The organism is Megalodesulfovibrio paquesii (genome assembly GCF_054653055.1).
Genome location: NZ_BAAIGQ010000008.1, coordinates 282439 through 295438, shown reverse-complemented (window position 1 = coordinate 295438; position 13000 = coordinate 282439). Strand labels below are relative to the sequence as shown.

The 13000-nt window shown below is 64.4% G+C and carries 11 protein-coding genes; 10 read left to right on the top strand and 1 reads right to left on the bottom strand.

Annotated elements, in window-relative coordinates; genetic code table 11:
- The first annotated feature begins 19 nt into the window (after nucleotides 1–19).
- Together ACYQ00_RS19645 and ACYQ00_RS19640 are read left to right on the top strand one after the other, a co-directional pair.
- On the top strand, nucleotides 20–481 hold the full coding sequence (locus ACYQ00_RS19645; protein WP_460033757.1) for a 4Fe-4S binding protein: 462 nt from the start codon (nucleotides 20–22) through the stop codon (nucleotides 479–481).
- 2 nt (nucleotides 482–483) lie between these two features.
- On the top strand, nucleotides 484–2226 hold the full coding sequence (locus tag ACYQ00_RS19640; RefSeq protein WP_460033756.1) for an aldehyde ferredoxin oxidoreductase N-terminal domain-containing protein: 1743 nt from the start codon (nucleotides 484–486) through the stop codon (nucleotides 2224–2226).
- A gap of 57 nt (nucleotides 2227–2283) precedes the next feature.
- On the opposite strand, the gene ACYQ00_RS19635 is transcribed toward ACYQ00_RS19640, so the two are convergent.
- A complete protein-coding gene (locus ACYQ00_RS19635) occupies nucleotides 2284–3384 on the bottom strand; it encodes a Fic family protein (protein ID WP_460033755.1) in 1101 nt (366 codons plus the stop codon).
- Between the two features lie 185 nt (nucleotides 3385–3569).
- Here ACYQ00_RS19635 and ACYQ00_RS19630 point away from each other — a divergent pair, with 185 nt between their 5' ends.
- The 8 genes from ACYQ00_RS19630 to ACYQ00_RS19595 all read left to right on the top strand — a co-directional run bounded on the left by ACYQ00_RS19630 (nucleotide 3570) and on the right by ACYQ00_RS19595 (nucleotide 12961).
- Nucleotides 3570–4778: an efflux RND transporter periplasmic adaptor subunit gene (locus ACYQ00_RS19630; protein WP_460033754.1), complete on the top strand. Its 1209-nt coding sequence runs from the start codon at nucleotides 3570–3572 to the stop codon at nucleotides 4776–4778.
- Entirely contained in the window at nucleotides 4775–5515 is a 741-nt protein-coding gene (locus ACYQ00_RS19625) for an ABC transporter ATP-binding protein (protein WP_460033753.1), read from the top strand. The genes ACYQ00_RS19630 and ACYQ00_RS19625 overlap by 4 nt, the downstream gene beginning before the upstream one ends.
- Nucleotides 5516–5520: 5 nt before the next feature.
- Entirely contained in the window at nucleotides 5521–6753 is a 1233-nt protein-coding gene (locus tag ACYQ00_RS19620) for an ABC transporter permease (RefSeq protein WP_460033752.1), read from the top strand.
- 40 nt (nucleotides 6754–6793) lie between these two features.
- Entirely contained in the window at nucleotides 6794–7327 is a 534-nt protein-coding gene (locus ACYQ00_RS19615) for a TPM domain-containing protein (protein ID WP_460033751.1), read from the top strand.
- Complete coding sequence (rnhA, locus tag ACYQ00_RS19610) at nucleotides 7324–7806, top strand: ribonuclease HI (protein WP_460033750.1); 483 nt, start codon at nucleotides 7324–7326, stop codon at nucleotides 7804–7806. The genes ACYQ00_RS19615 and rnhA overlap by 4 nt, the downstream gene beginning before the upstream one ends.
- Before the next feature lie 90 nt (nucleotides 7807–7896).
- On the top strand, nucleotides 7897–9045 hold the full coding sequence (locus ACYQ00_RS19605) for an ABC transporter substrate-binding protein (protein ID WP_460033749.1): 1149 nt from the start codon (nucleotides 7897–7899) through the stop codon (nucleotides 9043–9045).
- Between the two features lie 111 nt (nucleotides 9046–9156).
- Nucleotides 9157–10302: an ABC transporter substrate-binding protein gene (locus tag ACYQ00_RS19600; RefSeq protein ID WP_460033748.1), complete on the top strand. Its 1146-nt coding sequence runs from the start codon at nucleotides 9157–9159 to the stop codon at nucleotides 10300–10302.
- 79 nt (nucleotides 10303–10381) lie between these two features.
- Nucleotides 10382–12961 carry a fused MFS/spermidine synthase gene (locus ACYQ00_RS19595; RefSeq protein WP_460033747.1) on the top strand — a complete coding sequence of 860 codons (2580 nt, stop codon included), beginning with the start codon at nucleotides 10382–10384 and terminating at the stop codon, nucleotides 12959–12961.
- Nucleotides 12962–13000 lie beyond the last annotated feature (39 nt).

Below are 13000 nucleotides of genomic sequence, written 5' to 3'. Positions count from 1 at the left end.
CCCAGAGGAGAGCCCGCTCATGAAAATACTGCGCCCCAGCCGCATGGAACGCTGCATCGGCTGCCATTCCTGTTCCCTTGCCTGCGCAAGACAGGTGTACAAACAACTGTCCTGGACCAACTGCGGCATCCGCATCCATTCTTCCGGTGGCATCACCACCGGCTTTGAGGCCAAAACCTGCGTGGCCTGCGATCCTGCCCCCTGCGCCATGGCCTGCCCCACGGAAGCCATCACCCAGCGCCAGGGTGGCGGCGTCAAGCTCAAGCAGGCCCTCTGCATCCGCTGCGGCGCCTGCGCCGAGGCCTGCCCCGTGGACGCCATCATGATTTCCCCGGATGACGGGCTGGCCTATCTGTGCCTCCATTGCGGCCGCTGCGTGGCCTACTGTCCCCACGACTGCCTGGAGCTGGCCGAAAAGGATTCGCCCTTTTGCGCTCCGGACACCCCCTACCAGAACGCCTGCAGCCTTTCGGAGAAATAACTATGGGTTCCAATATGTTTCGCGTCCTGCACGTTCGCATGGATCAAGGCAAGGGGCAGGTTCTGGAGGTGGCCGGCCGCGCCGAGCACCTCGGCGGCTGCGGCCTTGCCGCGTTGCTGTACCAGCAATTTGGTGATCTCTCCCTGCCGGCCCTGGACCCCAGCCAGCCGCTGATCTTCGCCATCGGCCCCCTGACCGGCTGGTTCCCGCTGATGAGCAAGACCGTCTGCGGCTTCAAGAGCCCATACACCGAGGAATACGCCGAGAGCCACGCCGGCGGGCGTCTGGGGCTCTCCCTGCGCTTCTCCGGGCTGGATGCCCTGGTCATCACCGGCGCGGCCCCGCGGCTGACCTGCCTGGTGACTGGCGCGAACCGGGTGGAGTTTCAGGATGTCAGCTTCATGCAGGGGATGGACGTCTTTACCACGGGCAAACACCTGCGGCGCTATGGCAAGTCCAACGCCGGCCACCGTTCCACCCTGCGCATCGGCCCGGCCGGCGAGAACCGCTCGGCCTTCGCCTGCATCAATGTGGACACCTTCCGCCATTTCGGCCGCCTGGGCGCCGGGGCGGTCATGGGCGCAAAAAACCTCAAAGGCATCATCGTTGCCGGCAACAAGTCCCTGCCCCTGCCAGCCAGCAAGGACTACCCCAAATTATACAAGGATATCCACAGTGTTCTGACGGACACGGACATGATGCGCAAGTACCACGACCTGGGAACCCCCATCAACATGGCCGTGCTCAACGGCCTGCGGGCCCTGCCCTGGCGCAACCTCCAGGCCACCAGCGACGAAGGCGCCATCGACGGCGTCTCCGGCGAGTGCTTTGCCGAGCAGCTCCTGCTGCGCAAGACCGCCTGCGCCGGCTGCCCGGTGGGCTGCATCCACATCGGCCTCTTGCGCCAGCTTTTTGCCGAAGATCACAACTACCTGTACAAGCAGGTCGGCTATGACCACGAAACCGTCTTTGCCAACGGCTCCATGCTGGGCATGACCAAGGCCTGGAAGATCCTCGTGCTGCTCGACGAGGCGGAAAAGCAGGGCCTGGACGCCATCTCCTCTGGCGTGGCCCTGGCATGGGCTACCGAGGCCTTCGAAAAGGGGCTGATCACCGAGCGTGAGACCCTCGTGCCCCTCAAATGGGACGACGTGGAAAGCTACCGCCTGGCCTGCGTGCACTTGAGCCTAGCCAGCAACGACTTCTACCGCCACCTGGCCCAGGGCGCGCTCAAGGCCGCAGCCGTGTACGGCGGCGCAGAGTTTGCCTGTGTGCTCGGCCAGGAGATGGCCGGCTATGCCACGGGCGAGAACTTCTTCATCTCCCAGGCCATGGGCTTCCGCTACTCGCACCTGGACGCCGCCGGCTACAGCTACGACCAGAAAACCCAAGACAAGGACACCGAAAAGGCCGTGGACTTCCTCATCCAGGACGAAAAGGCCCGGGTGATGCTCAATTCCCTGGTTTCCTGCCTCTTTGCCCGCAGCGCCTACACCGAGGAACGTATTCACGCCGCCCTCCTCGCCACGGACCAGCCCGAGCTGGCCGAAAACCTGGACGCCAGTGTGGAAGCCATCCGTCGCACCCGCTGGCGGCTCAAACTCCAGAGCGGCTACCAGCCCGAACAGGTCAGGCTCCCCAAACGCTTCCTGGAAATCGAGACCTGGAAAGGCAAAATGGACCCCAGCTACGTGACGGCCCTGCGGGATCTGTACGCGAGGAAGATTCGGGAGATGGGGGCGTAACATATTCCGCCGGCCTCCTGAGAAGCCGGAAGCGAGGACGCCGCAGCGGCCAGGGCCTCACGCCTCGCACATGCTCACCAGCTCGTGCAGGGAGAAGATCTGCGGACGCCGACCGCTGCCCTCGCGGACGACCTGGAGCACCCCTGCCTCTCGCAGATTGAGCAGCATTTTGCTTATGCTGGCATAGGTCGGGCCGCCAGGACCGAGAGCAATCTGCGCACTGGTAAAGACCGGTCGGCGAAAGCATTGATCCAGCAACGGCACCGCATACTGCGACCGCGTGCACTCGATTACCCGCTCTTTGAGTCTGGCATACAGTTGCATGACTGCCATGGCCGTTTCCGTGTTCTTTTGCGCCTGGGCCCGAATTGCGTTCATAAAAAACACAATCCACCGCAGCCAGCTTTCCGGTGTGTTGTCCAGCTGTCTGAGCTGCTCGATGTATTTTTCCCGATGTTCCTCCAGGTACGCGGAGATGTAGAACACAGGACTTGCAAGCAGACCTTTCTCGTACAAAAAGAGCGGCACCAGAATGCGCCCGAGACGGCCATTGCCATCCAGAAACGGGTGGATGATTTCGAACTGGGCATGGACGATGGCCAGCTGCACCAGGGCGTCCACCTCGTCATAATGATAATACGATTCCCAGTTGTTGAGCAGCTCCGGCACCCGCAATGGTTCCGGAGGCACGAACTGCGCCTGCTCCATGGTGGTGCCGGCACCGCCGATCCAATTCTGCACGGTGCGGAACTGTCCCCGGGCCTTGTGACGCCCGCGGACGCTGTCCAGCAATATCTCATGCAGTCGCTTCAACAGATTGAGCGAGAACGGTCTCGTTTTCAGTTCTTCCTGGGCAATATGCAGCGCCTTGCGATAGTTAATGATCTCGAACACGTCATTGCGGCGCGACTCCTGCGTGGGAGTCTCGCCTGCCTCGTAGCGGAACACATCGCCCACGGTCGCCTGCGTGCCTTCAATCCGCGACGAAAGCACGGCTTCTTTCATGGTCAGCGGCGCAAGCAGCACCTCCGGGTTGGGTACGCCGATCAACGTCCCCTTGAACATGGCCAGCGCGCTGTTGGCCTGCACAATGACGCGCAAGGCCAGCCCCAGATCCAGATCGTCAAACGGGAGAAAACGCGGCAAAAATGGCAGCATGTTTGTCTCACGTGAAAACGCGACAAAAATGTTTGTATCAATCGAATCGCCAAAACGCTTGATACAAGCTCTGATGTCTCGTGTCCAGTTGAGACAAGCTTCTCCCCCCTTTTACCCATCCTTACCAACCCTTCACACGTTCCCCTCTTCCCCTGGGATGTGATTCGCACTAATGTGCCGGCGATATGCGCACACTTCTCCTTCTTTTGCTTTTGGCCGGGGCCGTGGGTGGCGGGTGGTGGTGGTGGCAGGAACGCAAGGGCCCGCCGCAACCGCAGGTACTGGCCACGGAAACCCTGGGCAAGCGAGACATTCGCGAGGTTCTGGAGGCCACGGGCATCGTCAAGAGCCAGGTTGGCGCGGTGGTCAAGATTGGCGTGCAGGCCGACGGCCGCATCACCAACCTGCCCTATCGCATTGGCGATCCCGTGCAGAAGGGCGAGCTCATTGCCCAGGTGGACGATCGTGAGCTGCAGGCCCAGAAGCGTCAGCTGGAGGCCAACATCCGCCGCTACGAGGCCGAGCTGGACTATTCCCGCCGCTACCTGACCCGCCAGCGCGATCTGCTGCGCGGCAAAGCCATCGACCCGAACACCGTGGAAGACGCCGAGCGGAGCATGACCGTGAACGATGCCGCCCTGGCCACAGCCCGGGCCGAGCTGGAAGCCGTGAACATCCGCCTGTCATATCACAGAATTTATTCACCCCTCACCGGCGTGGTGGGCAACGTCACCTCGCAGGAGGGTGAGACCGTGGTCGCCGGGCTGCAGGCGGTGAATCTGATCACAGTCATCGACCCCTCGCGCCTGGAAATGTGGATCTACATGGATGAGACGGACATCGGCCGCGTGGTGCCGGGCCAGCAGGTGGAATTCACCGTGGACGCCTACCCTGACGACATTTTCACCACCAAGGTCGAGCAGATCTATCCCATCCCGGAAATCCGCGACAGCATTGTCTATTATCAGGTGCTTTGCCACATCACCCCGGAGCAGGCCACGCGGTTGCGGCCGGAGATGACCACCCAGTGCCGCGTAGTGGTCAGGGAAAAGCCAGGTGTTCTGGCCCTGCCCAACACGGCCCTCAAATGGGTGGACAGCAAGAATGTGGTCTACGTGATCAATCCTGCCGCGGCCGTACCCGGCGCAGGCGGCAACGCCACGCAGCGGGTCACCACGCTGCGCCGCGAGGGCACTGACTTTACCCTGGGCCTGCGCGGACCCTCGTACAGCGAGGTGCTGGGCGGCTTTGCCGAGGGCGAGGTGGTGGCCACGCAGGTGGTGGTGCCGCAGAACAAAAAAGCGGCGGCCAGTACCAGCCAGTCGGGCGGCGGGCATCCTGGCGGTCCGCCTCCCGGTCCGCCCCCGGGCGGCGGAGGTGGCGGCAATCGATGAACGCCACTGTCTCGCCCGTCATCGAACTCAGTCAGGTCTCCCGGTCCTTTGCCCGCAGCGGCCCTGTCGAGCATGAAGAGGACCCGGCAGCCAATGGCAATGGGACCGTCACCGTGCTGCAGGACATCAACCTGCAGGTCGCGCCCGGCGAGTTTGCGGCGCTGCAGGGCACGTCCGGCTCTGGCAAGTCCACCCTGCTGCATATTCTCGGGCTCCTGGACCGCGTCAGCACCGGGTCGTACAAGCTGCTGGGCAAGGATGTGTCGCACCAGTCGGACGATACCCTCTCCACCCTGCGCAGCCGGCATATCGGCTTCGTGTTCCAGAGCTTTTACCTCATCCCGTACGCCACGGCCCTGGACAACGTGCTCATGCCCGGCCTGTACACCAGCACCCCCCAGCGCCAGCTGCAGCAGCGGGCCAGGGAACTGTTGCAGATGGTGGGCCTGAGCGACCGCATGCACCACAAGCCCAGCCAGCTTTCCGGCGGGCAGCAGCAGCGGGTGGCCCTGGCCAGGGCCCTGGTGAACGGCCCCTCCCTGCTCCTGGCCGACGAACCCACCGGCCAGCTGGATTCCCGCACCACCGAGGAAATCCTGCAGTTGTTCGCCACCATCAACGAGCAGGGCGCCACGGTGATTCTGGTCACCCACGACCCCAACGTCGCAGCCTACGCCCGCCGCAGGCTGCACATGGAAGACGGCCGCATCGTGGGCGATGCACGCAGCGGGAACTGACTGCCGTGTATCGTCTGGCCATCTTCTTCCGCATCCTTGGCATGGCCTTCACTGCGGTGAACGCTTTTCGCCTGCGCACGGTCTTTGTGGCCCTGGCCGTGGCCCTGGGCATAGCCTCGCTCACGCTGATCGTGGCTGCCGTGGACGGTGCGGACAAGCAGGCCCGCGAGGTGGTGGCCACCTTTGGCGTGGATGCAGTGCTCATCTTCGGAGGTGACATACGTTCCGGCCCCTCGGGGCGACGCTCCATGACCCTGACCTGGGACGACGCCAAAGCCATGCGGGATTCCCTGCCCGGCGCCTATCTCGTCATCCCCATGCGCTCCATCATGAACAAGGTCACCCTGCGCCACGGCAACCGGAACATGGACCTGCCCAACCTGGTGGGCGCCACGGCGGATTACGCCCAGGCCTGGGACTGGCCCATGGCCGAAGGCCGCGACCTGCGGGAGGAAGACGTCCGCCAGGCCGCCAAGGTGGCCCTGGTGGGCGAAACCATCGTCCAGCTGCTGTTTCCCAACGAGAATCCGCTGGGCCAGACCATTTTTGCCAACAACCTGCCTGTACAGATCGTCGGCCGGCTGGCCGAACGCGGCTCCGCCAGCGGCGGCATGCCCGTGGACAGCCGGGTCATCATCCCCCTGACCACCCTGACCCAGCGCTACAATCTGGACCGCAAATACTTCCGCGCCCTGCGCATCAAGTTCCACAACCCGGAACTCATGCCCACGCACATGGAAAATGTCCGCTCCCTGCTGCGGCATCTGCATCAGCTGGAAGAAGGCGAAGCCGACGACTTCACCATCATTTCAGCGGATGAAATCCTCAAGTTCCTGAGCATGCTCCAGGGCAGTCTGGTGGCCTTTCTGGGCATCACGGCCACGGTCTCGCTGCTGGTGGGCGGCTTTGTGCTGGCCAATCTGTTCTATCTCAGTGTCAAGGAGCGCCAGCAGGAAGTGGGGCTCAAGCGGGCCATGGGCGCGAAATCATGGCACATAACCCTGCAGTTTCTGGCTGAGGCAGTGGCCCTGACCCTGTTTGGCGCAGTGCTGGGCGTGGGCCTGGGCATTGGCATTGGCGAGATTCTGACCCGCTATGAGATCCTGACCATCGTCCTTTCCTGGAAGATCGGCGTGCTGGCTCTGGCCGCCAGCCTGACGGTGGGCGTGCTCTTCGGACTCAAGCCGGCGCGCGAGGCAGCCCGGCTGCATCCCATTGAAGCCTTGCGCGGAGGATGATAGGGCTTCCCCATTCCGTTCATGCAACAGGGAAGAGCCTATGGTGTTTTTCGGAAGCTTTCGACACTTCCGCGGCCCGCTGGTCCGCGGTGGCAGCGCCAGCGAACGCATCGCCCGCATGCTGGGCCTGGCGGCCGTGTTCGCGGCCTGTGTGCTGTTGTTCCAGTGGAACACCCAGCGGCACATAGATCGTCTCAAAACCAACGAGACCATTTACGACGCCACCGGCATGCTCACGGCCGATCAAAAAGACGCACTGCTGCAGTTCTCCAAGATGTTCAAGGAGGAATTCGGCCTGGAGGTGCGCCTGGCCGTGACCAACGACGCCAACGCCATCAAGCCCCCGGCGCCGGATCCCGGCGTCATCTTCCTGGGCATCAATCCAGCCACGCGTGAAGTGGTCCTGCAGGTGCCCCCCCTGGCAGCGAGAGCACTTGGTGAGGAAACCCTCGCCTCCCTGCGCCAGGACCACTTTCCCCCGTATTTTGACGACGGCTCCTGGCCCAAGGGCCTGATCCTGGCCCTTTCCACCCTCTGGGACACCCTCCTCAACCAAAGTGCGGCAGCTCCATGACAGTGACCTGCGCCGGCGAAGGGCCGGTGATCATTTACACGGACGGCTCCTGCCTGGGCAATCCCGGCCCCGGCGGCTGGGCCGCCATTTTCCGCTGGAATGGCCACAGCAAGGAAATGAGCGGTGGCCACAGCCTGACCACCAACAATCGCATGGAAATGCTCGCGGCCATCATGGCCCTGGATTCCCTCAAGCGCGACTGTACGGTGCAGCTTTATACCGACTCCCGCTACCTGCGCGACGGCATCGAGAAAAAATGGCTGGCCGGCTGGAAGCGCCGCGGCTGGCTCACGGCGGACAAAAAACCCGTCAAGAACCAGGACCTGTGGCGGCAGCTGGATACCCTGCTCAGCCGCCACAAGGTGACCATGCACTGGGTGGAAGGCCATGCCGGCCACCCGGAAAACGAACGCTGCGACGTGCTGGCCAAGGCTGCGGCCAGCAAGCGCAATCTGCCGCCGGATCCCGGCTATCCCTAACCAACCCGGCCCACCCGGCCTACGAGGTTTGAGGCTGCGTACTGCGTTTTTCCACGTTTCAGGCTCTCTTACACAGAGGGGGAACCCGTCATGCGTTTCCGCGCCTTGCCGTTCCTGTTGCTGGTTGTGCACCTGTTTCTCTGTTCCACCGTGGCTGCCTGGGCTGCCGATCCGGTCAAGATCGGCGTGGTAGTCTCGGCCAGCGGCCCGGCTGCCTTTTTGGGCGAGCCGGAGAAGAACACCGCCGAGATGGTGGCCGCAGCCATCAACGCCAAGGGCGGCGTGCTCGGCCGGCCCGTCGAACTGGTGATCTACGACGACGAAACCGACGTGAACAAGTGCGTCCTGGCCGTGGACAAGCTCCTGAAAAAGGACAAGGTCGTGGCCGTCATCGGACCCACCACCTCGGGCAACACCCTGGCCGTGATGTCCAAGTTCGAGCCGGCCAAGGTGCCGCTCATTTCCATGTCCGCCGCGGAAAAGATCACCTCTCCGGTCAATCCCTGGGTCTTCAAGGTCGCCCCGTCCGACCGGCATGCCGCAGAGCGCATCCTCCAGGACGCCAAGGCCAAGGGAATGCAGAAAATCGCCATCATCACCGTGAGTGACGGCTTTGGTCAGGCCGGCCGCGAGGTGCTGCAGCAGCTCCTGCCCGCCCAGGGCTTCGAGCTGGTGGCCGACGAGGTCTTCGGCCCCAAAGATACGGACATGACCGCCCAGCTCACGGCCATCAAGGACAAAAACCCCGACGCCATCATCTGCTGGGGCACCAACCCCGGCCCGGCCGTGGTGGCCCGCAACCGGCAGCAGCTGGGCATTACCATCCCGCTGTACCAGAGCCACGGCGTGGCCTCCAAAAAGTTCATCGAACTGGCCGGGGACGCCGCCGAAGGCTTGTTGCTGCCGGCCGGCCGGCTGATCGTGGCCGAGCAGATCCCGGCGGACCATCCGCAAAAGGCGGTGGTGGTCGGGTACAGCAAGGAATACGAAGACACGTTCAAGTCCCCGGTCTCCACCTTTGGCGGCCATGCCTGGGACGCCCTGACCCTCATTGCGGAAGCCGCGAAGCTGGGCAACAGCGTGGAGCCCCAGGCCCTGCGCGACAATATCGAGAAGCTGCAGAACATTGTGGGCACAGCCGGCGTGTTCTCCTTCAGCCCCCAGGACCACAACGGCCTGACCCTGGACGCCTTCACCATGGTCAAGATCGAAGGCGGCGCCTGGAAGTTGGTGGAATAATTCGACCTGTATCACGTGGCCGCCGGGCTTGACTTTCCCGGCGGCCGCATGCAGACAACGGGAACCCAAACGTCCACTCGCATTTCATATTCCATGCCCGAAGGAGCCTTCATGTATCGTCTCCTCGCCCTCCTGAGCCTCCTTGCCCTGCCCCTGCTCGCTGCCAGCCAGCCGGCCCAGGCCGCCGGACCCATCAAGCTTGGTGCGGTGTTTTCGGTGACCGGTCCGGCGTCCTTCCTGGGAGAGCCGGAGAAGCAGACCATCGAGCTCCTGGTCAAACAGCTCAACGACGCCGGCGGCGTGCTTGGGCGCCCGCTTGAAGTCATCATCTATGACGACGAAACCGACGTGAACAAGTGCGTCCTGGCTGTGGACAAGCTCCTGAAGAAGGACAAGGTTGCAGCCGTCATCGGCCCCACCACCTCGGGCAACACCCTGGCCGTGAAAGCCAAGTTCGAGGCCGCCAGGATCCCCATGGTCTCCTGCGCCGCGGCCGAAAAAATCACCACGCCGGTCTCCCCCTGGGTCTACAAAACGCCCCAGACCGACCGCCACGCCGTGGAACGCATCCTGCGCCATGCCACGGCCCAGGGCATCAAAAAGGTGGCCATCCTCACGGTGAGCGACGGCTACGGCCAGGCCGGCCGCGAGGTGCTGCAGCAGCTCCTGCCCGCCCAGGGCTTCGAGCTGGTGGCCGACGAAGTGTACGGCCCCAAAGACACGGACATGACCGCCCAGCTCACGGCCATCAAGGACAAAGCCCCCGACGCCATCATCTGCTGGGGCACCAACCCCGGCCCGGCCGTGGTGGCCCGCAACCGTCAGCAGCTGGGCATCACCATCCCGCTGTACATGAGCCATGGCGTGGCCTCCAAGAAGTTCATCGAACTGGCCGGGGACGCGGCCGAGGGCCTGTTCCTGCCCGCCGGTCGCCTGGCCGTGGCGGCCCAGGTGCCTGCCGACCATCCGCAAAAGAAGCTCCTGACCGACTACATCGCCGCCTATGAGGCTGCGTACAAGATGCCCGTCTCCTCCTTTGGCGGCTACGCCTACGACGGGCTGATGCTCATCGTGGAGGCCATCAAGATGGGCAACTCCGCAGAACCCCAGGCCATTCGCGACAACCTGGAGAAGATCACCAACTTTGTGGCCACCGGCGGCGTCTTCAACATGAGCGCCGAAGACCACAACGGCCTGACCGCCGACGCCTTCGAGATGGTGCTCATCGAGAAGGGGGACTGGAAAATCGTCCAGTAATGCCGTATCGTCCTGCCGGGTGTTCGGGGAGGTCCACCACGGGCCTCCCCTTTTTGTCCCTGCCTCCGGAGCGTCCTGCATGACATCTTTGTCCGATCTGCCCGAGTCCCCCACGCCTGCCGACACCTCGGAGTCTGCCGAATCGCTCGACCTGATGGCGTCTTCCGCAGCGTTCGACCCCTCCCCCACAGTGTCCCTGTTTTCCACCCTGCTGCAGCGGCTGCGCCCTGGCGGCGGCCCGGCGCTCTACGCCGCCTGCTTTTGCGCCGGCGTTTCCAGCCTGATGTTCGAAACGCTCTGGGTGCGGATGCTGGCGCGGTATCTCGGCTCCACCTTCACGGCCACGGCCCTGGTGCTGGGCGCATTCCTGGCCGGGCTGTCCCTGGGGGCGCTGGCTGCCGGACTTTTTGCGGACCGCGTGCGCAAGCCCCTGGCCGTGTTTTCAGGACTGCAGGTAATGGTGGCCCTGCTCAGTTGCTTCTCCAGCCTCATCGCCGTGGACATCTGGGGCAATTGGTTCGTGACCAACGCGGCCCTGCGCGGCATGACGCCCATGACCATGCTCTGGTCCCGCATTGCCTGCGCCGCAGCTAGCGTGATGCCGGCCAGCTTTCTGATGGGCATGGCCCTGCCCATTCTTGTTTCCGCCTGCAGCGCGCGCATGGGCTGGCAGCGGGGATTCGGGCGCTTCTATGCCTGGAACGCCCTGGGCGCAGTCTTTGGCGCCTGGTGGGCGGGCTTTGTGTTCCTGGGATGGCTGGGAGAATCGGGCATGGCCTTTGTGGCGGCGCTGGGCAATCTGGCTGCCGCTGGTCTGGCCCAGTTGCCAACGCCAATCATCCGCACTCCACAGGAAATTGCCGAAGCCATTGCAAGACGCCGGACCACCCGCACCCCCGCGCCCCTGTACCTGCCCTTCCAGCGGCGCATGGCCCTGACCGGCCTGATGGCTGGCGGCGCGATTTTTCTGGCCCTGCAGGCCCTCTGGGTGCGGCTGCTGCTGCTGCCCCTGCAGACCGGCACGTACAGCTTCAGCGCCATGATGGCCACCAGCCTGCTCGGCGCGGGGATGGGCAGCTGGGTCTCTACCCGGTCCGGTCTGGCTCTGCGCCGCCCCTTGGCCTCCCTTGGGCTGGGGCTGGCGGCCATGGGCGCGCTGGCGGCCTGGGGGCTGGGCAGCTTCGGCGCCGCCCTCATGGCCAGTAACGGCTTTGCCGATGGCGGCGTCTCCAGTGTCGCCTTCTGGCTGACCTTTCCGGCGGCCTTGTGCTTTGGCTGGCTCCTGCCCACGGGCGCGCGGGCCTGCCTGCTCTTTCCTGATGCACCGGGCGAGGAGACCGGCCGGCTCTACACCGTGAACACCATTGGCGCCATCCTTGGCGCCGGCCTGGGCGCGGCGCTGCTGGCCCCGCAGCTGGGGGCCGTGCATGGCGTGCAGCTCTGCTGCCTGCTGGCCCTGGCCGCGGGCGGAATGATCCTGGCCGTGGCCCCCAGGGAAGAAGGGCGCAAGCTCCTCTGGGCCGTGCCACTGTGCGTGGTGGCCCTTATTTGGGGACTGGGCCGCGCTGGCGATCCCATTGCCGAGGCCATGACCCTGCGCACCCGCGCCCTGGTGGGGCCAAAGCTGGATATGTACGCCGCCCTCGAAGGCGCTGACGCCACGGTGGTGGTGGCGGGCAGTCCCGAAAATTCCCGGGATCGCGTCCTCATTCGCAATGGGCGCGACGTCCTGCGCGCCGGCGTCAATGGCACGCCCGCCGGCCTGCCCGGGCTCCTGGTCCGGCTGCCCATGGCCATGGTCGAGTTCCCGCGGCGCATCCTGCTCGTGAACCTCGGCACCGGCGACGCCCTGCAGGCTGCCGTACAGTGGCCTGTGCCGCCCACGGGGGTGGTGGTGGCCGATCCCGTGCCCGGCATCTTCAACACTCTGCAATTCTTCCAGACCAACGCCACGGAACTGCTGACCCTGGAGACGGTGGCCACCAGTGCGCGCGACGGCCGCAGCCACCTTCAGATGAACGCCCAGCGGCACGACATCATCGCCATCTCCCTGGCCCGTCCCCTCTGGAACCGGGACAGCATCTCCCTGCTGACCGAGAACTTCTTTGATCTGTGCAAGGAACGTCTGACCTCCAACGGCGTGCTGGCCCTGGAGATTCCCCCAACCAATCCCCGAGCCCTGGGCATGATCCTGGCCACCGTGGCCCGGAGCTTCCCGGGCATTGCCGTCTGGAAAGAGCCCGCCTCGGACGCGCTGCTGGTCGTCGCGGCCAAGCGGCCGTTTCAGTATCTGGATGAGGACCTGCCCAGAATTTCCGCCCGGCTGTCCCTCCTGGCCCGCGAACGTCTGGGCGGTGCCGCCCCCGCACCCGAAATCTTCGCCGGGCTGTTCCTGGCCAGAGACGACGCCCTGCGGCCGCTGCTCGTGAAGTTCCCGGTGCTGACGGACCGGCGCTCAAGGCTTGATTTTCCCCTGCAATTCTCCAAGGATGGCAATTTCCTGGACCTTGGGCCGAAACTGTCCGGCGCGAATTTCGCCGCCGCCCTGGCCGCCGGAACGCTGGCCGATGCGCCTCCTGCCCCTTCAGCGCCATCACATGAACACGGTGCCGGCAGCGCGTCGGGAAACGAGACTGGAGACTTGACAACCCTTCCATAGCCTTGCACAGGATGGGGTTCGCTTCTTTCGCCTGGCCAC